The organism is Enterobacter sp. DN (assembly GCF_046054285.1).
Classification (GTDB): Bacteria; Pseudomonadota; Gammaproteobacteria; order Enterobacterales; family Enterobacteriaceae; genus Enterobacter; species Enterobacter hormaechei_C.
The window spans coordinates 338,118-357,951 of the sequence record NZ_JBJJTG010000004.1 but is presented as its reverse complement, the minus strand read 5'-3'; the positions used below and the strand labels follow the sequence as shown (position 1 = coordinate 357,951).

At 54.5% G+C, this 19,834-nt stretch carries 19 protein-coding genes and 1 riboswitch; of the genes, 9 read left to right on the top strand and 10 right to left on the bottom strand.

Annotated features, from left to right (window positions below; all coding sequences use genetic code 11):
• Positions 1–11: 11 nt before the first annotated feature.
• From ftsL to leuO, 7 genes are all read right to left on the bottom strand, one after another.
• The gene (gene ftsL, locus ACJTMZ_RS12575) at positions 12–377 is read right to left on the bottom strand and encodes a cell division protein FtsL (protein ID WP_003856363.1); all 366 of its coding nucleotides are present in this window, start codon (positions 375–377) and stop codon (positions 12–14) included.
• Complete coding sequence (gene rsmH, locus ACJTMZ_RS12570; RefSeq protein ID WP_003856366.1) at positions 374–1,315, bottom strand: 16S rRNA (cytosine(1402)-N(4))-methyltransferase RsmH; 942 nt, start codon at positions 1,313–1,315, stop codon at positions 374–376. Before rsmH ends, ftsL begins: the two co-directional genes overlap by 4 nt.
• 2 nt (positions 1,316–1,317) lie before the next feature.
• Positions 1,318–1,776, bottom strand: a complete 459-nt coding sequence (gene mraZ / locus ACJTMZ_RS12565; RefSeq protein ID WP_006810119.1) for a division/cell wall cluster transcriptional repressor MraZ — start codon at positions 1,774–1,776, stop codon at positions 1,318–1,320.
• Between the two features lie 591 nt (positions 1,777–2,367).
• The gene (cra, locus tag ACJTMZ_RS12560; protein ID WP_003856369.1) at positions 2,368–3,372 is read right to left on the bottom strand and encodes a catabolite repressor/activator; all 1,005 of its coding nucleotides are present in this window, start codon (positions 3,370–3,372) and stop codon (positions 2,368–2,370) included.
• 179 nt (positions 3,373–3,551) lie between these two features.
• Positions 3,552–4,043 carry an acetolactate synthase small subunit gene (gene ilvN, locus ACJTMZ_RS12555; protein WP_003856371.1) on the bottom strand — a complete coding sequence of 164 codons (492 nt, stop codon included), beginning with the start codon at positions 4,041–4,043 and terminating at the stop codon, positions 3,552–3,554.
• A gap of 1 nt (position 4,044) precedes the next feature.
• Positions 4,045–5,769 carry an acetolactate synthase 3 large subunit gene (ilvI, locus tag ACJTMZ_RS12550; protein WP_015572665.1) on the bottom strand — a complete coding sequence of 575 codons (1,725 nt, stop codon included), beginning with the start codon at positions 5,767–5,769 and terminating at the stop codon, positions 4,045–4,047.
• A 376-nt stretch (positions 5,770–6,145) separates the two neighbouring features.
• Positions 6,146–7,090, bottom strand: a complete 945-nt coding sequence (leuO, locus tag ACJTMZ_RS12545) for a transcriptional regulator LeuO (RefSeq protein ID WP_017383788.1) — start codon at positions 7,088–7,090, stop codon at positions 6,146–6,148.
• 628 nt (positions 7,091–7,718) lie between these two features.
• Between leuO and leuL the strand changes: the two genes are divergently transcribed.
• The 5 genes from leuL to leuD all read left to right on the top strand — a co-directional run bounded on the left by leuL (position 7,719) and on the right by leuD (position 12,578).
• Positions 7,719–7,805 (top strand): leu operon leader peptide, encoded by an 87-nt coding sequence (gene leuL, locus ACJTMZ_RS12540; RefSeq protein WP_057979999.1) that lies wholly within the window; start codon positions 7,719–7,721, stop codon positions 7,803–7,805.
• 91 nt (positions 7,806–7,896) lie between these two features.
• Positions 7,897–9,468: a 2-isopropylmalate synthase gene (leuA, locus tag ACJTMZ_RS12535; protein WP_017383789.1), complete on the top strand. Its 1,572-nt coding sequence runs from the start codon at positions 7,897–7,899 to the stop codon at positions 9,466–9,468.
• Positions 9,468–10,559, top strand: a complete 1,092-nt coding sequence (gene leuB, locus ACJTMZ_RS12530) for a 3-isopropylmalate dehydrogenase (protein WP_047055979.1) — start codon at positions 9,468–9,470, stop codon at positions 10,557–10,559. The genes leuA and leuB overlap by 1 nt, the downstream gene beginning before the upstream one ends.
• A 2-nt stretch (positions 10,560–10,561) precedes the next feature.
• Positions 10,562–11,962, top strand: coding sequence for a 3-isopropylmalate dehydratase large subunit (gene leuC / locus ACJTMZ_RS12525; RefSeq protein WP_015572663.1), 1,401 nt, complete (start codon positions 10,562–10,564; stop codon positions 11,960–11,962).
• A 10-nt stretch (positions 11,963–11,972) separates the two neighbouring features.
• Entirely contained in the window at positions 11,973–12,578 is a 606-nt protein-coding gene (gene leuD, locus ACJTMZ_RS12520) for a 3-isopropylmalate dehydratase small subunit (RefSeq protein WP_015572662.1), read from the top strand.
• A 91-nt stretch (positions 12,579–12,669) separates the two neighbouring features.
• On the opposite strand, the gene ACJTMZ_RS12515 is transcribed toward leuD, so the two are convergent.
• From ACJTMZ_RS12515 to sgrT, 3 genes are all read right to left on the bottom strand, one after another.
• The gene (locus ACJTMZ_RS12515) at positions 12,670–12,822 is read right to left on the bottom strand and encodes a Hok/Gef family protein (RefSeq protein ID WP_010427008.1); all 153 of its coding nucleotides are present in this window, start codon (positions 12,820–12,822) and stop codon (positions 12,670–12,672) included.
• A 216-nt stretch (positions 12,823–13,038) separates the two neighbouring features.
• Positions 13,039–14,217, bottom strand: a complete 1,179-nt coding sequence (locus ACJTMZ_RS12510) for a sugar efflux transporter (RefSeq protein ID WP_015572661.1) — start codon at positions 14,215–14,217, stop codon at positions 13,039–13,041.
• A gap of 121 nt (positions 14,218–14,338) precedes the next feature.
• Positions 14,339–14,491, bottom strand: coding sequence for a glucose uptake inhibitor SgrT (sgrT, locus tag ACJTMZ_RS12505; RefSeq protein ID WP_047055975.1), 153 nt, complete (start codon positions 14,489–14,491; stop codon positions 14,339–14,341).
• Between the two features lie 88 nt (positions 14,492–14,579).
• Between sgrT and sgrR the strand changes: the two genes are divergently transcribed.
• The 4 genes from sgrR to thiQ all read left to right on the top strand — a co-directional run bounded on the left by sgrR (position 14,580) and on the right by thiQ (position 19,658).
• Positions 14,580–16,235 carry an HTH-type transcriptional regulator SgrR gene (gene sgrR, locus ACJTMZ_RS12500; protein ID WP_023303075.1) on the top strand — a complete coding sequence of 552 codons (1,656 nt, stop codon included), beginning with the start codon at positions 14,580–14,582 and terminating at the stop codon, positions 16,233–16,235.
• Between the two features lie 36 nt (positions 16,236–16,271).
• A riboswitch (TPP riboswitch) is annotated at positions 16,272–16,372 on the top strand.
• A 31-nt stretch (positions 16,373–16,403) separates the two neighbouring features.
• Positions 16,404–17,387 carry a thiamine ABC transporter substrate binding subunit gene (gene thiB / locus ACJTMZ_RS12495; protein ID WP_032620909.1) on the top strand — a complete coding sequence of 328 codons (984 nt, stop codon included), beginning with the start codon at positions 16,404–16,406 and terminating at the stop codon, positions 17,385–17,387.
• The gene (gene thiP / locus ACJTMZ_RS12490) at positions 17,363–18,973 is read left to right on the top strand and encodes a thiamine/thiamine pyrophosphate ABC transporter permease ThiP (RefSeq protein ID WP_017694524.1); all 1,611 of its coding nucleotides are present in this window, start codon (positions 17,363–17,365) and stop codon (positions 18,971–18,973) included. The genes thiB and thiP overlap by 25 nt, the downstream gene beginning before the upstream one ends.
• Positions 18,957–19,658 (top strand): thiamine ABC transporter ATP-binding protein ThiQ, encoded by a 702-nt coding sequence (gene thiQ, locus ACJTMZ_RS12485; protein WP_252010803.1) that lies wholly within the window; start codon positions 18,957–18,959, stop codon positions 19,656–19,658. Before thiP ends, thiQ begins: the two co-directional genes overlap by 17 nt.
• The last annotated feature ends 176 nt before the right edge of the window (positions 19,659–19,834 follow it).

Sequence of the window (19,834 nt, the reverse complement as noted above, 5' to 3'; positions counted from 1 at the left end):
CGCGTTTTCCCTTATTTTTGTACTACGATATTTTCCTGCGAAGGATCAACATGCTGTAATTGCAGTTTTTCCGTTGCGATCCGTTCAACCCGGCTGTGATCGCCGAGCGCGTTTTCTTCAAGGATCAGATTTCGCCATTCAATATCCAGCGCATCGCGTTCCAGTACCATCTGTTCGCGCTGCGCAGTTAATAAACGGGTATGGTGAGCGGTGGTAACCACCATGACTGCCGTCACAATGATGCAAATGAACAAGCAGAGTGGCAGCTTCCCAAACCGCAAAAGATCGTCGCCGATCACGCCAGGCAAGGCATGGCGCTCGTTGCTTCCTAACGATCCCTTAACTTTGCTTAGGGTCTCTGTCACTCTGCTGATCATGCGTTCGTCCTCTCTGCAATACGCAGCACTGAACTACGGGCACGTGGATTCTCTGCCACCTCTTCTTCGCCCGGCATCAACTTGCCTAATGCTCGCAACTGACGGCCTCCCAGCTTTCTGAGTTGTTCTTCCGTCATCGGCAACCCAGCTGGAACCTGCGGACCGCGGCTCTGTTCACGCATAAAGCGTTTTACGATGCGATCTTCCAGCGAATGGAAGCTGATGATGGATAACCGCCCACCCGGGGCCAGCACGTCGAGCGAGCTTTTTAGCGCCAGCTCTATTTCCTCCAGTTCACTGTTTACCCAGATACGAACCGCCTGGAAGGTACGGGTCGCAGGATGTTTGTGCTTGTCCTTCACCGGCGTTGCCGCCGCGATGACTTCTGCCAGCTCTTTGGTACGGGTCATTGGCTCAACGCGGTTGCGCTCCACGATGGCGCGCGCAATACGTTTGCCAAAGCGTTCTTCACCGAAGGTTTTGATTACCCAGGCAATATCCGCTTCGTCAGCAGTTTGTAACCATTCAGCGGCAGACTGGCCGCGAGTGGGGTCCATACGCATATCTAGCGGCCCATCACGCATAAAGGAGAAGCCGCGTTCTGCATCATCAAGCTGTGGTGAAGAGACGCCAAGATCGAGGAGAATCCCGTCGATCTTGCCGGTCAGGCCGCGCTCAGCGACATAATCCGCAAGCGCAGAGAAAGGTCCATGCACGATGGAAAAGCGAGGATCATCGATGGTTTGCGCAACGGCAATCGCCTGCGGATCGCGGTCAATTGCCAGCAGGCGTCCTTCCGCTCCAAGCTGGGAGAGGATCAAACGCGAGTGACCACCGCGACCAAAAGTGCCATCAATATAGATGCCGTCTGGACGAATATTCAGGCCGTTAACGGCCTCATCCAGCAGCACCGTTGTATGTTTATAATTTTCCATCATATTTATAGAGACAAGTCCCGCAGCCGTTCCGATAATGTTGCGGAATCAGACTGCTCAGCGTCGATATCTTCCTTGACCTGTTGATACCAGGTCGTTTCGTCCCACAGTTCAAACTTGTTGAACTGCCCGACCAGCATCACTTCTTTAGTCAGACCGGCATGTTGCCGCAACACAGGCGCAATCAATAATCGCCCGGCGCTATCCATCTGACATTCACTGGCATGTCCCAATAACAACCGCTGCACGCGGCGTTCTTGCGGGTTCATGCTCGACAGTCGCGACAGCTTTTGCTCAATGATTTCCCATTCAGGCAAAGGGTAAAGCAGCAGGCAGGGGGAGTTGATGTCAATGGTGCAAACCAGTTGACCCGAAGCGTTCTCAATCAGCTGGTCGCGGTATCGGGTTGGTACCGATAAACGCCCTTTGCTGTCGAGATTGACTAACGTTGCTCCACGGAACATGCCAGCCTCACCCCTCCTCACCACTTTAACCCACAAATTCCCACCTGAAGGAGTTTACGGAGCGAGGGAAAAGCTTGTCAAGCCAGGACTCTCTCTATACCGGCGCGAAAGCACCGTATTTACAGAGCAAGAGTGACCTGGCTAATAACTACACAACTGGCGAGGCAAAATTAACGTTATGAATATTTGTAAGAAAAAAACCGAATATGCACACGAGCGTTAAGACTCACTCAATATCATCGCAGGGAAATATAAAGTGTCAGTTTGCGACGCGGGCAGCATTTTAAGGCATATCGCCGGGGGATAACAGCACCAGATTAAGCGCAAGGCAATATGGATTCGTTCGTGTACATTGAGGGCTGAAGGGGAGAGTAAAAAATGGCTGAATATTCATCGGCTGGCGGCTGTTTGTAACAAAACAATACAAAAGAATGCCCGTTAAAAATTATAATTGCGCTTTTTAACGCCAAAACGGATTCAGAAAAATAGCCGGCTACGAATCTTAGAGATAAATCCTAATTTTTATCCGGGAATTATTTCCCGCAATAAATGCGCCGCAAAAGGGGCAGTTTTACCGCCCCTGTGGAAATATTAATGGCGGCTCAAAATCCCGCGCCGATAGAGATTACGTTTGATACGCGTAAGCCCGGGTTTCGGTTTGCGAGGTTCATCCAGGCTTGCCAGAACAATCTCAAGCACGCGCTCGGCGACGTCGCGGTGACGCTGAGCCACGGCCAGCACCGGACATTGCAGGAAGTCGAGCAGTTCGTTATCGCCGAAGGTCGCAATCGCCAGATCGGATGGCAGCTTGCCATCGCGACGTAACGTCACGTCCATCACCCCCTGCAACAGGGCAAACGAGGTGGTAAACAACGCCTGCGGCATCGGGTGCGTTTCCAGCCATTTCTCGAACAGCTGAGCAGCCGCTTCGCGCTCATAGCTGTTGGCATACAGATAATGAACGTCACGCGGATCGTCTTTCCACGCCGTACGGAACCCTTGTTCACGCAGGAAGCTCACGGATAGTTCAGGCAAAGCGCCAAGATAGAGCACCGTTTCCGCCGGGAAGGTACGCAGCTCGGCAGCCAGCATTTCTGCATCGTCCTGATCGGCACCTACGACGCTGGTGAAATGTTCACGATCCAAAGCACGATCCAGCGCCACAATCGGGAATGGATCGTTCGCCCAGCGCTGATAGAAAGGATGCTCGGGTGGTAAAGAGGTCGACACGATGATGGCGTCAACCTGACGTTGCAGCAGATGCTCAATGCAGCGCATCTCGTTGTCGGGCTGATCCTCGGAGCAGGCAATCAACAGCTGATAGCCCCGCTGACGAGCCTGACGTTCAAGATAGTTGGCGATGCGGGTATAGCTGGTGTTTTCCAGATCCGGGATCACCAGGCCAATCGAGCGGGTGCGTCCGGCACGTAAACCTGCGGCGACAGCATTCGGATGGTAATTATGCTCACGAACGACTGCCATCACTTTCTCAACGGTCTTATCGCTGACACGATACTGCTTTGCTTTACCGTTAATCACATAGCTGGCCGTGGTTCTCGACACGCCGGCGAGCCGGGCGATTTCATCCAGTTTCACAATTGCCCCTCAAAAAAAGAAAAAAGTCCATGGCCCTGTCAAGGTTATGGTTAAATATTTTAACATCTAAACGCAGAATAGCTTTCACGGCAACCGCTTTTGTCCGCGTTGTCGGCGGATTACGCAAAAAAAAGCCCGGCTTTGGCTACCGGGCTGAAAGAGGCGAACCTTTTGCGCAACTAACGCATGATTTTATCGCCGCGCGAGAGGCCAACAACGCCAGAGCGCGCAACTTCAACAATTTTTGCCACATCCCTGACGGAGGCCAGGAACGCATCCAGCTTATCGCTCGTTCCGGCAAGCTGCACAGTATATATAGAAGGCGTGACGTCAATGATCTGCCCACGGAAAATATCCGTGTTACGCTTGACCTCTTCACGGCCATAACCGCTGGCCTGAATTTTCACCAGCATCACTTCACGTTCGACGTAAGCCCCCTGCCCCAGCTCGCTGACGCGCAACACGTCCACCAGCTTGTGCAATTGCTTTTCGATCTGCTCAAGCACTTTCGCATCGCCGACAGTCTGGATCGTCATGCGGGAGAGCGTTGGATCATCGGTCGGCGCAACGGTCAGGCTTTCAATGTTGTATCCGCGCTGCGCAAAAAGCCCAATGACGCGTGACAGTGCGCCCGACTCATTTTCCAGTAATACAGATAATATCCGGCGCATATCAGGTTCTCTCCGTTTTGCTTAACCACATTTCATCCATACCACCGCCACGGATATGCATCGGATAAACGTGCTCTGTGCCGTCTACGATGACGTCCATGAAGACGAGGCGATTGTTTTTAACGTGCTCAAGCGCTTCGCCGAGCTTCGCTTCCAGCTCTGACGGATCGGTTACCCGCATGCCAATATGACCATAGGCTTCAGCCAGACGGACAAAGTCCGGAAGTGACTTCATATAAGACTGAGAGTGACGGCCGGAATAAATCATATCCTGCCACTGCTTCACCATACCGAGGTAACCGTTATTCAGGTTAAGCACCAGCACTGGCAACTCATATTGCAGCGCAGTAGAAAGCTCCTGAATATTCATCTGTATACTGCCATCACCCGTTACGCAGATAACCGTTTCGTTCGGCAACGCCAGCTTCACCCCCAGCGCGGCGGGCAGACCAAAGCCCATCGTGCCAAGCCCGCCTGAGTTGATCCAGCGACGCGGTTTATCAAACGGGTAATACAACGCAGCGAACATCTGATGCTGGCCTACGTCAGAAGTGACATACGCCTCGCCTTTGGTCAGATGCCAGATCGTCTCGATCACCGCCTGCGGCTTGATGTTTTCACTCTGCGTGTCGTATTTAAGGCACTGACGGCCGCGCCATTGTTCGATTTGCTGCCACCAGTCACGGATCTCATCCAGCGGTTGAGAGGCGGTCTCCTGCGCCAGCAGTTCCAACATTTGATCCAGCACCTGTCGTGCGTCCCCCACGATGGGCACATCCGCCGGCACCGTTTTAGAGATAGAAGTAGGATCGATATCAATGTGTAGCACCGTCGCATTCGGACAGTATTTCGCCAGGTTATTGGTGGTGCGATCGTCAAAACGTACGCCGACGGCAAAAATCACATCAGAATGGTGCATCGTCATATTGGCTTCATAGGTGCCATGCATACCCAGCATGCCCAGCGCCTGACGGTGGGTAGCCGGGAATGCCCCCAGCCCCATCAGCGATGACGCGACAGGAAGATTCAGCTTCTCAATCAGTTCGCGTAGTTGCGTTTCACAGGCTGCATTGACGGCGCCGCCCCCCACATAGACTACGGGCTTTTTCGCAGCCAGCAGCGTTTGCAGCGCACGCTTAATCTGGCCTTTGTGCCCTTGCGTCGTCGGATTATACGAACGCATGCTCACCGACTCAGGCCACAGGTAAGGCAGTTTATTCGCGGGATTGAGAATATCTTTTGGCAGATCGACAACCACTGGCCCAGGACGACCGCTGGCGGCCAGCCAGAAGGCTTTTTTCAGCACGCCCGGGATATCTTCCGTTTGCTTAACCAGAAAGCTGTGCTTCACCACGGGGCGTGAGATCCCCACCATGTCGCATTCCTGAAACGCATCATAGCCAATCAGTGACGTCGCCACCTGTCCGGAGAGAATGACCAGTGGAATAGAGTCCATATACGCAGTCGCAATGCCGGTGATGGCATTGGTCGCTCCCGGCCCCGAAGTGACCAGCACTACACCCACTTCGCCCGTGGCGCGGGCCAGGCCGTCAGCCATATGCACAGCAGCCTGTTCATGACGAACCAGAACATGATCAATACCGCCTACCGTGTGCAGCGCGTCATAAATATCGAGAACCGCGCCTCCGGGATAGCCGAACACTTGTTTCACGCCCTGATCGATAAGCGATCGGACGACCATTTCCGCGCCAGACAACATCTCCATGCTTTGCCTCCAGGCTTTTGTTATAGACGGTCAACAGAATTCATTTCCGCGCCGTCTTCTGACAGGGTGAACCCATCTTATAATGTGCAGAGTGATGGATACCTTAACCGCTCGTTATGAGGCAGGCAATTAGCAAACGGAATGCGGGAATGGGCAATAAAAGCAGAAAAAATAGCTGTCAGACACGAATATGGTGAATTCGTCTGGTATGAGGGGAGACGCTAATAATTCATCTCTTAAAAAGTGGATGGATCAGGAAATCATCTATTTTTAAGCCGCCCTGAGCGTCTGAAAAAATGCGCACAGAACAAAATATTGCCTGAATAAAAAATCACAGAATAAACCGCATGGCACCATGCGGTTTATTCACCCTGACTTATCGACGACAAATATTGATCAGCAACTCTTCCATCCACTGATGCCCTTTATCCCGCCCCGCCGCTTCATGCCAGGAAAGATAACAGGTACGGCTATTCAGCTTGAGCGGCAGAGGTAAAATTTGCAGGCTCAGCGAATCGGAGAACTCTTCAGCAAGCCAGCGCGGTGCAATAGCGACTAGCTGCGTCTGAGAAACGACATTTAAAACGCTGACCATCGCCATCCCCTGATAGGCCACGCTGGCTTGTTTATCGGCAGTGTCATACCACGGCTGACTGAACGAAGCATATCTGTCCAGAGCAACAACGGCATGCTGCTCGCTGTAAACATCGCTTTCACGCAGCGGCGAATTCATGCGTGGATGTTTTTTGCTGGCGACTAACACCATTTCATCTTTAAACAACGGAACACAGGCAAACTCTGGACGGCGAAACTCTTCGTAGCCCAGAACGAACTCCGTTTCCTGATAACGAAGCTGGTGCTCAGTGTTTTGATTTAAAGATGATTTAAAAACGAGATGAATATTAGGAGCAATCTGTTCAACTTTATTATATATAACAGACGTCAAATAATTGTCTAACGGACTGCAAACACAGAGATGGAAAACCCGCTCACTGCTTAAAGGTTCAAACCCTGAGCCGGGAAGCTCATTTTGAACCAGCTGTAGCGCCTGACGAATCGAACCGAATAGCTGGAATGCACGCGCCGTGGGCTGGATACCTCTTCCATACCGGACGAATAACTCGTCGTTAAACATCACCTTAAGTCTGGCTACGGCATTACTCACGGCAGGTTGAGACATTCCCAGAGATTGCGCTGCTCGCGTAATATTCTGCTCCTGCATAACTGCATCAAATACAGTTAACAGGTTGAGATCCACTGTGCGTAACTGAGGCTTAACCCCATCATAAGGCTGTGGTTGGTTAATATTATTTTCTGGCATTTCTGACTCCACTGTCACGCTAAATTCCCTTTGCCAAAGTACAGTAATAACTTCGAAAAATATGATTTACCATGCATATACAACAAGCGAAAGGAAATTATTTAAAATTCAGAATATATAAAGAACCCTCATTCAAGAGATGCCATTAAGCATCCCCTGAATGAAGAGCTAAAAATCGTTCAAATGATATCTAAAACTTTAATGCAGGCATGAAACCATAAAGCTGGCAAATACACAATCACCGCCTTAGTTAATAATAACTTAAGTATTATTAAACTATGAAGGGCATACACCACGATTTCATTAACAAAATGATATCAATATTGATAACTTTCCCGCCCATGATTCATTCATAGAACTTATAACTCAATGAAATAAAACACATTCCATTTCACAGCACATCGGTAAAAATACTGTGTTCAATTGCTACCAATTATATTCAAATTATTCCAGAGATGAATCTCAAGTCCAATAATAGACAATTAAATCGGTTAACAGCGTAAAAACCAGCACAATTAGCTAATGTGTTTATCCTGCGCTGAGTGGCCATTTTGCCTGAGAGGGGTTGACATGAGTCAGCGTATCCAGTACCACTAAAAGCATATCGCATTCATCTGGAGCACGATTCATGATTCGCACCCTTCGTTTCACCGGTCTACTACTACTAAACGCATCCACTGTGCGCGGTAGACTGGCGGGCGAAATTCAGCGTTGAATCGTCTTCAGTAAAACTAAAAACCCGCGCCACTGCGCGGGTTTTTTTATGCTCGTAGCAAGGCGCCCTAAGACTGACAAGGACCTAACCCATGAGCCAGCAAGTCGTTATTTTCGATACTACTTTACGTGACGGTGAACAGGCATTACAGGCGAGCCTGAGTGTTAAAGAAAAACTGCAAATTGCGCTGGCCCTCGAACGCATGGGTGTAGACGTAATGGAAGTCGGCTTTCCCGTCTCCTCGCCGGGTGATTTCGAGTCAGTACAGACCATCGCCCGCACCATCAAAAACAGCCGCGTATGCGGTCTGGCTCGCTGCGTTGAGAAAGATATTGATGTGGCCGCGGAATCCCTGAAAGTTGCAGAAGCCTTCCGTATCCATACATTCATTGCCACCTCCCCCATGCACATTGCAACCAAGCTGCGCAGCACGCTGGATGAAGTGATCGAACGTGCGGTGTATATGGTTAAACGCGCGCGTAACTATACTGATGACGTCGAATTCTCCTGTGAAGATGCAGGCCGCACGCCGATTGACGATTTGGCCCGTGTAGTGGAAGCCGCGATTAATGCCGGAGCCAGAACCATCAACATCCCGGATACCGTCGGCTACACCATGCCGTTTGAGTTCTCTAACATCATCACCGGCCTGTACGATCGCGTGCCAAATATTGATAAAGCCATCATCTCTGTTCACACCCACGATGATTTGGGTCTGGCTGTGGGCAATGCCATCGCCGCCGTCCACGCCGGCGCGCGTCAGGTAGAAGGGGCAATGAACGGCATTGGTGAACGCGCCGGCAACTGCTCGCTGGAAGAAGTGATCATGGCGATCAAGGTGCGCAAAGACATTATGAACGTACACACTCGCATCAATCACAACGAAATCTGGCGCACCAGCCAGACCGTGAGCCAGATTTGCAATATGCCGATCCCGGCGAACAAGGCGATTGTTGGTACTGGCGCGTTCGCTCACTCCTCCGGTATTCACCAGGATGGCGTGCTGAAGAACCGTGAAAACTACGAAATCATGACTCCGGAATCCATCGGTCTGAACCAGGTTCAGCTGAACCTGACCTCACGCTCTGGCCGCGCGGCGGTGAAACACCGTATGGAAGAGATGGGGTATCAGGACAGCGATTACAACATGGATCAGCTGTACGACGCATTCCTGAAGCTGGCTGACAAGAAAGGCCAGGTCTTCGATTACGACCTGGAAGCGCTGGCATTTATCAACAAACAGCAGGAAGAGCCAGAACACTTCCGTCTGGACTACTTCACCGTTCAGTCAGGCTCAAGTGATATCGCTACCGCCTCCGTCAAGCTGGCCTGCGGCGATGAAATTAAAGCGGAAGCCGCCAACGGTAACGGCCCTGTGGATGCCATTTACCAGGCGATTAACCGCGTCACTGAGTACGACGTAGAGCTGGTGAAATACGACCTGACGGCAAAAGGGCACGGTAAAGACGCCCTGGGCCAGGTTGATATCGTCGTCAACTATAACGGTCGCCGCTTCCACGGTGTGGGTCTGGCGACAGATATCGTCGAATCCTCCGCGAAAGCGATGGTGCATGTCCTGAACAACATCTGGCGCGCAGCCGAAGTCGAAAAAGAGTTGCAACGCAAAGCTCAGAATAAAGAGAACAACAAGGAAACCGTGTGATGTCGAAGAATTACCATATTGCTGTGTTGCCGGGTGACGGTATTGGCCCGGAAGTGATGACACAGGCGCTGAAAGTACTGGAAGCCGTTCGTTCGCGTTTTGCGATGAAAATTGCCACCAGCCACTACGACGTGGGCGGTATTGCCATTGATAACCACGGTACTCCCCTGCCGAAAGGGACTGTAGAAGGCTGCGAGAATGCCGATGCCGTTCTGTTTGGCTCAGTGGGTGGCCCTAAGTGGGAACACCTGCCTCCAGCAGAGCAGCCAGAGCGCGGCGCGCTGCTGCCGCTGCGTAAACACTTCAAACTGTTCAGCAACCTGCGTCCCGCGAAGCTGTACCCGGGGCTGGAAGAGTTCTGCCCGCTGCGCGCCGATATCGCCGCCAACGGTTTCGACATTCTCTGCGTGCGTGAGCTGACCGGCGGGATCTACTTCGGGCAGCCAAAAGGCCGCGAAGGCAGCGGTCAGCATGAGAAAGCGTTTGATACCGAGGTGTATCACCGTTTTGAAATTGAACGTATCGCTCATATCGCGTTTGAGTCAGCGCGCAAACGCCGCCGTAAAGTGACCTCTATTGATAAAGCGAACGTGCTCCAGTCGTCTATTTTGTGGCGCGAAATCGTCAGTGAAGTTGCCAGGCAGTACCCGGACGTTGAGCTGTCACATATGTATATCGACAACGCAACGATGCAGCTGATTAAAGATCCGTCCCAGTTTGACGTGCTGCTGTGCTCCAACCTGTTCGGCGATATTCTCTCGGATGAATGCGCGATGATCACCGGCTCCATGGGCATGCTGCCCTCGGCCAGCCTGAACGAAGAAGGCTTTGGCCTGTACGAACCGGCGGGCGGCTCCGCGCCGGATATCGCAGGTAAAAACATCGCCAACCCGATTGCGCAGATCCTCTCCCTGGCTCTGCTGCTGCGCTACAGCCTGGATGCAGGCGATGCAGCAACCGCAATTGAAAACGCCATTAACCGGGCATTAGAAGAAGGCGTCCGTACCGGTGATTTAGCACGCGGCACGGCGGCAGTCAGTACCGATGAAATGGGCGACATCATTGCCCGCTATGTCGCTGAAGGGGTGTAATCATGGCTAAGACGTTATATGAGAAGTTGTTTGATGCGCACGTTGTTTACGAAGCACCAAACGAAACCCCACTGTTGTACATCGACCGTCATCTGGTACACGAAGTGACCTCTCCTCAGGCATTTGACGGCCTGCGCGCGCATAAGCGCCCGGTGCGTCAGCCGGGTAAAACCTTTGCCACGATGGATCACAACGTTTCCACCCAGACCAAAGACATCAATGCATCTGGCGAGATGGCGCGTATCCAGATGCAGGAGCTGATTAAGAACTGTAACGAGTTTGGCGTGGAGCTGTACGATCTGAACCACCCCTATCAGGGCATCGTCCACGTAATGGGGCCTGAGCAGGGGATTACTCTGCCGGGCATGACCATCGTCTGCGGTGACTCCCACACCGCGACGCACGGCGCATTTGGCGCCCTGGCGTTCGGGATTGGGACCTCTGAAGTTGAACACGTTCTGGCGACGCAGACCCTGAAGCAGGGCCGCGCCAAAACCATGAAGATTGAAGTGAAGGGTAAAGCTGCGCCGGGTATCACCGCGAAAGATATCGTGCTGGCGATTATCGGCAAAACCGGCAGCGCAGGCGGCACCGGTCACGTCGTGGAATTCTGCGGCGACGCTATCCAGGCGCTGAGCATTGAAGGTCGTATGACCCTGTGCAACATGGCCATTGAGATGGGCGCCAAAGCAGGCCTGGTGGCCCCAGACGAAACCACCTTCAACTATGTGAAGGGGCGTCTGCATGCGCCGAAAGGTCAGAATTTTGACGACGCGGTAGCGTACTGGAAAACCCTGAAAACGGACGAGGGGGCAATTTTTGATACCGTTGTGACGTTACAGGCGGAAGAAATCGCCCCGCAGGTCACCTGGGGCACCAACCCGGGCCAGGTGATTTCCGTCAACGACAGTATTCCTGACCCGGCCTCCTTTGCCGATCCGGTCGAACGTGCCAGTGCGGAAAAAGCGCTGGCTTACATGGGGCTGAAACCCGGCGTACCGCTGACCGACGTGAGCATTGATAAAGTATTCATTGGCTCCTGTACCAACTCCCGTATTGAAGATTTACGCGCTGCGGCAGAAATCGCTAAAGGCCGCAAAGTGGCGCCGGGCGTGCAGGCGCTGGTTGTGCCAGGCTCCGGTCCGGTGAAAGCCCAGGCGGAAGCGGAGGGTCTGGATAAGATCTTTATCGAAGCAGGCTTCGAGTGGCGCCTGCCGGGTTGCTCCATGTGTCTGGCGATGAACAACGACCGCCTGAATCCGGGCGAGCGCTGTGCTTCCACCAGCAACCGTAACTTTGAAGGCCGTCAGGGCCGCGGTGGGCGCACCCACCTGGTCAGCCCGGCAATGGCCGCCGCTGCGGCAGTCACCGGTCATTTCGCCGATATTCGCAGCCTGAAATAAGGAGACAATCATGGCAGAGAAATTTACCCAACATACGGGCCGGGTTGTCCCTCTGGACGCCGCTAACGTCGATACTGACGCGATCATTCCTAAGCAGTTTTTGCAGAAAGTGACGCGCACGGGTTTTGGTGCGCATCTGTTCAACGACTGGCGTTTCCTCGACGATAAAGGCGAAGTGCCGAACCCGGAATTCGTCCTGAACTTTCCGGAATACAAAGGGGCTTCCATTCTGCTGGCGCGGGAAAACTTTGGCTGCGGATCGTCGCGTGAACATGCGCCCTGGGCATTAACCGACTACGGCTTTAAGGTGGTTATCGCCCCGAGCTTCGCGGATATCTTCTACGGCAACAGCTTCAACAACCAGCTGCTGCCGGTGACGCTGAGTGACGAACAGGTCGATGAACTGTTTGCGCTGGTGCAGGCGAATCCGGGGATTTCGTTTGAGGTGGATCTGGAAGCGGAAGTGGTGAAAGCCGGGGATAAGATCTACAGCTTCAGCATTGATGCGTTCCGCCGCCACTGCATGCTGAACGGTCTGGATAGCATTGGCCTGACGCTGCAACACGAAGAGGCTATCTCCGCTTACGAGAAAAAACAGCCTGCGTTTATGGGTTAAAGGCAATGGCCCGCAGGGCGCGGGCCATTGATAAGGGTGCGTTGAGGCTCAACCACTCTGGAGTGGCGGGGAAAACTCCCCGCCAATACTGCTAACGTTTTGCTTCGTAAGCCAACACTGCCGCCAGCTCTGTTTTCTCCTGTCTGAAGTGCAGCTCACACAGCGAGTCGCGCACCATCCAGGTGAAGATCAACAGCGTCGTACAGATCAGAAACAAACCTAACAGCAGAGTACGTTTTGGCATTCCAGCCTCCTTATTGCTTTTCGGCAATGAAGAGACTAACCTCGCAATGTTGGTTGTGAAGTTGGTCTCCCCATCAGTTTTTTGATGTGGGACTCTCCACTGTTTGCCTCTTGCGAAAGCCTGAGGCAAACAGCCTCAAGCACCCGTCACGCACTCTATGCGCCTTCTCTGCGCCTGTCAGAAAATCGTTTCATTTCGTGAAGCCGCCTTCCAGAATCAAACGTCTTTTACCCGGCACGTCAGCATCAGCGTGACGAGCGAAATCGCTGCGATCACCCAGTACACGGATGCATGCCCATAGCTTTGCGACAGCGCCCCCTGAATCACCCCTGCCAGAATCACGCCGGTAGAGATACTGTTGGTAAACAGCGTGGTCGCGGAGCCTGCGCGCCCCGGCATTAAATCCTGGAACCAGAGCATGCCTATCCCGGCAACGATTCCGATAAACACCGCGTTAAACAGCTGTAACGCCAGCAAGGCTTCACGCGAATGGAACAGGATCAGCCCCGCGTAGAACAGTACCCCGGCCGCCACGGCGACGACCATCATCCGACGCTTTCCGAAACGTTTGACGTAGTAACCCGCCAGAATCATCGCCGGGATCTCCAGCCCGGCAGCGGTGCCCATCAGAATACCCGCGAGCTTGTCGGGCAGTCCCAGATCGCTGCTGATCCACAGCGGCATATCAATAATGTACATGGTGTTGCAGGTCCACATCAGCGTGGAGGCGATAAACAACATGCGGACGTTTTTATCCTGCCAGCCGCTCACCTGCGTGATGGGCTTGTCCGTCACCTGCTCTACGCGCGCCACCGATGGCAGCGCAAAGGCTATCAGCGCCAGGCTGATGACAAAAATCCCCGCCGCGATGGAAAACATGGTGGTGAAGCCGTAGTTCAGCGCCAGCATAAACGCCAGCGGCGGACCGATGACCCACGCGAGAGAGAGCTGCGCACGCATCACCGAGCTGAACATCACCACTTCCCTCGCCGAGCTGTCGGCGTACTCCCGGGCCAGGGCGAACAGTTGCGGCATGGCGGTGTTCGCCAGAGAGGCCAGCAGCACGCCGCAGGTAATGAGCGTCAGGTAATGGCGGTTGAAGGCAAACAGCAGCGCGTTGCCCACGGCCATGGCGCAACAAAAGAGGATCAGCTTGCGGCGATCGCCCTGGCTGTCGGATCGTTTCGCCAGCCACAGGCTGACGAGGATCCCGGCAATGGCGTTGACGGTGTAGAACAGGCCCACCCAAAACGGCTGCGCCCCCACCTCGCGGCTGAGAAACAGGCTCAGCGTCGGCGCCTGAAGCGCGCCGGCCACGCCCATCATGAAGGCCACCAGCATAAAAGCGGCGTACACGCCATTCAGGCGTCGCCCCATCGTCATCAACCAGAGCATGCGCAAGTCCTTATGAAAGCGAATCGAAATTGGGTGGAATAGTAAACGAAAAAAGCCAGCAAAAAACATTTTGCTGGCGGGTGATTAGCACCAATACTCAGTCACACATGATCGAGGCGAGTTAGCGAGAAGAGGTCGATTTCGTAACGTCCCACTGCATCAGATCTTCCACTATTCTCAGCCGCTGCTCTGCGCACTGGCGGGCCAGCCAGGACACTCCCTTTGTCGCTGAAAAATAGTGCTGATAAAACTGACGTGCGGTAGACCTCTTCATAATTTACCTCCTCGCTTCATCGATAAGGATTATTGGCTTAATATAGGGATTAATAAATTGCTGATTTTTTGTCAGGAGTTCCCCTTTTATGCCTTCCGGTCGTCTGCAACAACAATTTATCCGCCTCTGGCAGTGCTGCGAGGGGCAATCGCAGGAGACCACGCTGAACGAGCTGGCCGAGCTCCTCAACTGCTCCCGGCGTCATATGCGCACGCTCCTTAATACCATGCAGCAGCAGGGCTGGCTAAACTGGGAGGCCGAAGCCGGACGCGGCAAGCGTTCGCGCCTGACTTTCCTTTATACCGGCCTGGCGTTACAGCAACAGCGAGCGGAGGATCTGCTGGAGCAGGACCGCATCGATCAGCTGGTCCAGCTGGTGGGCGACAAAGCCGCCGTGCGCCAGATGCTGGTCTCGCATCTGGGACGCAGCTTTCGTCAGGGACGCCACATTCTGCGGGTACTTTACTACCGCCCAATGAAAAATCTGTTGCCCGGTACGGCGTTACGTCGCTCTGAAACCCACATGGCCCGGCAGATATTCAGCGGTCTGACGCGGATAAATGAGGAAAACGGGGAACTGGAAGCGGATATTGCCCATCACTGGCAACAGGTGTCTCCGCTGCACTGGCGCTTCTTTCTACGCCCCGGCATTCATTTCCACCATGGACGCGAGCTGGAGATGCGCGACGTTATCGCCTCTTTAGAGCGCGCCCGCACGCTGCCGCTCTATTCGCATATCGCACGGATCCACTCTCCAACGGCCTGGACGCTGGATATTGAGCTTTCGCAGCCGGACAAATGGCTTCCGTGGCTTCTGGGCTACGTGCCATCAATGATCCTGCCTGCCGAGTGGCGATCCCTGAACAATTTTTCCAGCCAGCCGATTGGTACGGGCCCCTACTCCGTTTCACGGAACAACAGTAATCAACTGAAGATCCGCGCCTTTGATGATTACTTTGGCTATAGGGCGTTGATCGACGAAGTGAACGTCTGGGTGTTACCGGATCTCAACGAAGAGCTGAGCGCAGGCCTGACCCTGGAAGGGCCAACAGCCGGTGAAAAGGCGTTCGAAAGCCGCCTGGAGGAGGGCTGCTACTACCTGCTCTTTGATAGCCGCAGCCATCGCGGGGCAAACCACGACGTCCGCAGGTGGATAAGCCATATTCTGGCGCCCGCTAACCTGATTTATCACGCAGAGGAGCAATACCAGACCTGGTGGTTCCCGGCCTATGGCCTGCTCCCACGCTGGCACCATGCGCAGCCCGTCCGCAGCGAAAAGCCTGCCGGACTGGAGACCATCACCCTCAGCTACTATCGCGACCACATTGAGCACCGTTTTCTGGCGAGGATCATGAGCACGCTGCTGGCAGCCGAAGGCGTGACGCTGGCGATACAGGAAGTCGATTATGATGAATGGCATCGCGGAGACGTCATCAGCGATATCTGGCTCAACAGCGCGAATTTTACGCTGCCGCTGGATTTCTCGCTCTTTTCTCACCTGTACGAGGTGCCCCTGATTCAGCACTGTATCAACCGGGACTGGCAGCAGGACGCCGCGCGGTGGCGGGCGGGAGAAATGGATCTGGCCGCCTGGTGTCAGGAATTACTGACCGGGCAGACGATCGTACCGCTGATTCACCACTGGCTGCTGATCCAGGGGCAGCGCAGCATGCGCGGTCTGCGGATGAATACCCTCGGCTGGTTTGATTTTAAATCCGCCTGGTTTGCGCCGCCGGAGCCATAACGCTTTCGTAATATTCACCAAATCATTACAATAGCGCCGTTCTCAACGGGGTGCTGCATCACTGATGTGCGCTGAGATAATACCCGTCGAACCTGATCCGGATAACGCCGGCGAAGGGATTTGAGGCTGTCTCTCAAAATCCTTTGCCACTCAACCCTGAGGTGCAAAGTGTTAAAAAACGTTCTTCCTCTGCTGGCGCTGGTTGCGCTGCCTGTTTTTGCTAAGCCTGTTCTGACGGTCTACACCTACGACTCCTTCTCCGCCGACTGGGGCCCCGGCCCGGTGGTAAAAAAAGCCTTTGAAGCCGACTGCAACTGCGAGCTGAAATTCGTGGCGCTGGAAGATGGCGTCTCGCTGCTCAACCGTCTGCGCATGGAAGGCAAAAACAGCAAAGCCGACGTGGTGCTCGGGCTGGATAACAACCTGCTGGAAGCCGCCACCCAAACCAGACTGTTCGCCAAAAGCGGCGTGGCGGCAGATGCCGTCAACGTACCGGGCGGCTGGAAAAACGACACCTTCGTTCCCTTTGATTACGGCTACTTTGCGTTTGTCTACGATAAAAACAAGCTGAAGAATCCGCCCAAAAGCCTGAAAGAGCTGGTCGAAAGTGACCAGAAATGGCGCGTAATTTATGAAGATCCGCGTACCAGCACGCCGGGTCTGGGGCTGCTATTGTGGATGCAGAAAGTCTACGGGGATAAAACGCCGGAAGCGTGGCAGAAGCTGGCCGCGAAAACCGTTACCGTCACCAAAGGCTGGAGCGAAGCCTACGGCCTGTTCCTGAAAGGCGAAAGCGATCTGGTGCTGAGCTACACTACCTCTCCGGCCTACCACATTATCGCCGAGAAGAAGGATAACTACGCCGCCGCGAACTTTGCTGAAGGGCATTATTTGCAGGTGGAAGTAGCCGCCCGCACCGCCGCGAGCAAACAGCCGGAGCTTGCCGAAAAATTCCTGAAATTTATGGTCTCCCCGGCATTCCAGAATGCTATTCCGACAGGAAACTGGATGTACCCGGTCACTGACGTTGCGCTGCCGGCAGGCTTTGAGCAGCTAAACAAGCCGCAAACCTCACTGGAATTTACGCCGCAGCAGGTTGCCGCCCAGCGCGCCGCATGGATTAGTGAATGGCAACGCGCCGTCAGCCGCTGATCCCCGGCTGGTTAGTTCCCGGGCTGCTCGCCGCCATACTGATGGTGGTCGTCAGCCTGGGTGCATTCCTTGCGCTGTGGTTTAACGCGCCAGAGAGCGATCTGCTCGCCCTCTGGCACGACAGCTATCTCTGGCACGTCATCCGTTTCTCCTTCTGGCAGGCGTTTCTCTCCGCGCTGCTGTCGACGATCCCGGCCATTTTCCTTGCACGCGCCCTCTATCGCAGACGTTTCCCCGGCAGGCTTGCCCTGCTGCGGCTGTGCGCGATGACGCTGATCCTGCCCGTGCTGGTGGCGGTGTTCGGTATTCTGAGCGTCTACGGTCGGCAGGGCTGGCTGGCATCCCTCTTCAACCTGCTTGGTCTGGAATGGACCTTCTCCCCTTACGGCCTGAAAGGCATTCTGCTGGCGCATATTTTTTTCAATATGCCGATGGCGACGCGCCTCTTTTTACAGGCGCTGGAAAACATTCCCGGTGAGCAGCGTCAGATTGCCGCCCAGCTTGGCATGCGCGGCTGGTCGTTCTTCCGCTTTGTCGAATGGCCGTGGCTGCGACGCCAGATTGCACCGGTGGCCGCGCTAATCTTTATGCTCTGCTTCGCCAGCTTCGCGACCGTGCTTTCTCTCGGCGGCGGGCCGCAGGCCACCACCATTGAGCTGGCGATCTATCAGGCCTTAAGTTACGACTACGATCCGGGCCGCGCCGCGCTGCTGGCGATGGTGCAGATGGTCTGCTGCCTGGCGCTGGTGTTACTCAGCCAGCGGCTGAGTAAAGCGATCCCCACAGGCAGCAATCACTTGACAGGCTGGCGCGATCCGCAGGACAGCCTGCACAGCCGCGTCGCGGATTTTATGCTGATCGCGCTGGCCCTCCTGCTTCTGCTGCCCCCGCTGCTGGCCGTTATCGTTGATGGCCTGAATCGCAATGTGTTGTCGGTACTGCAACAGCCTGTCCTGTGGCAGGCGACGTGGACCTCATTGCGCATCGCGCTGGCAGCCGGGCTGCTGTGCGTGATCCTGACCATGATGCTGCTCTGGAGCAGCCGCGAGCTGTACGCGCGTCATGCCCGTAAAGCCGGACACGCGCTGGAACTGACGGGTATGCTGATCCTGGCGATGCCGGGTATTGTGCTGGCGACCGGATTCTTTTTACTGTTCAACAGCACCATCGGCCTGCCGGAAAGCGCCGACGGCATCGTCATTTTTACCAACGCACTGATGGCTATCCCTTACGCGCTCAAGGTGCTGGAAAACCCGATGCGCGACGTCAACAGCCGCTACAGTTTGCTGTGTCAGTCGCTGGGCATGCAGGGCTGGAAGCGTCTGAAGGTGGTCGAACTGCGCGCGCTAAAGCGTCCGCTGGCTCAGGCGCTGGCGTTTGCCTGCGTGCTGTCGATTGGCGATTTTGGCGTTGTGGCCCTCTTTGGCAACGAGGATTTCCGCACGCTGCCGTTCTGGCTTTATCAGCAAATTGGCTCCTATCGTAGCCAGGACGGCGCCGTCACGGCACTTTTACTGCTGGTGCTGTGCTTTGCGTTATTTACCGTTATCGAAAAACTTCCGGGGCGTGATGTTAAAACTGACTGATGTAACCTGGCTTTATGAGCACCTGCCAATGCGTTTTACCCTCTCCGTTCGTCAGGGAGAGCGAATCGCAGTGTTTGGCCCTAGCGGGGCCGGAAAAAGTACTCTGCTCAATCTGATTGCCGGTTTTTTGCAGCCTGCCAGCGGGTCGATCGTCATTGATAATGGCGAGTATACCTACGCTCCGCCGGCTAAGCGCCCGGTGTCGATGCTGTTCCAGGAAAACAATCTGTTCAATCATCTTACGGTGTGGCAGAACATCGCGCTGGGTATGGATCCGGGGTTAAAACTCAGTGTTGCGCAGCGTCAGACGCTGGAGGCGATCGCCGAACAAATGGGCCTGGCTGCGTTTATCAACAGACTACCGGGTGAGCTTTCCGGCGGCCAGCGCCAGCGCGTGGCGCTGGCACGCTGTCTGGTGCGCAAGCAGCCGCTGCTGCTGCTCGACGAACCGTTTTCGGCGCTCGACCCGGCCCTGCGTCAGGAGATGCTCTCGCTGGTTGAGGAGGTTTGCGAGCGCGAGCAACTGACGATGCTGATGGTTTCGCATAGCATCGAAGATGCCGCACGCATCGCGCCGCGATCGGTGGTGATCGCGGAGGGACGTATTTTGTGGGATGGGGAAACAGAAGAACTTCTGAGTGGTAAGGCGGGGGCATCTTCACTTTTAGGTATTCGTGCGGTCTGATGCCCTCACCCTGGTCCTCTCCCACAGGGAGAGGGATCCCCAGTAATTTGAAAGCAAAAGCGATAACGTTGCCTTCAGAATAACTGAGGGCTTTCAGCGATGCCCTGGTCCGGCTGTAAATCGCTGAGGCGTTTCCTGTAGGCCGGGGCGAGGCGCAGGGATGCGCCGAGAGGGCG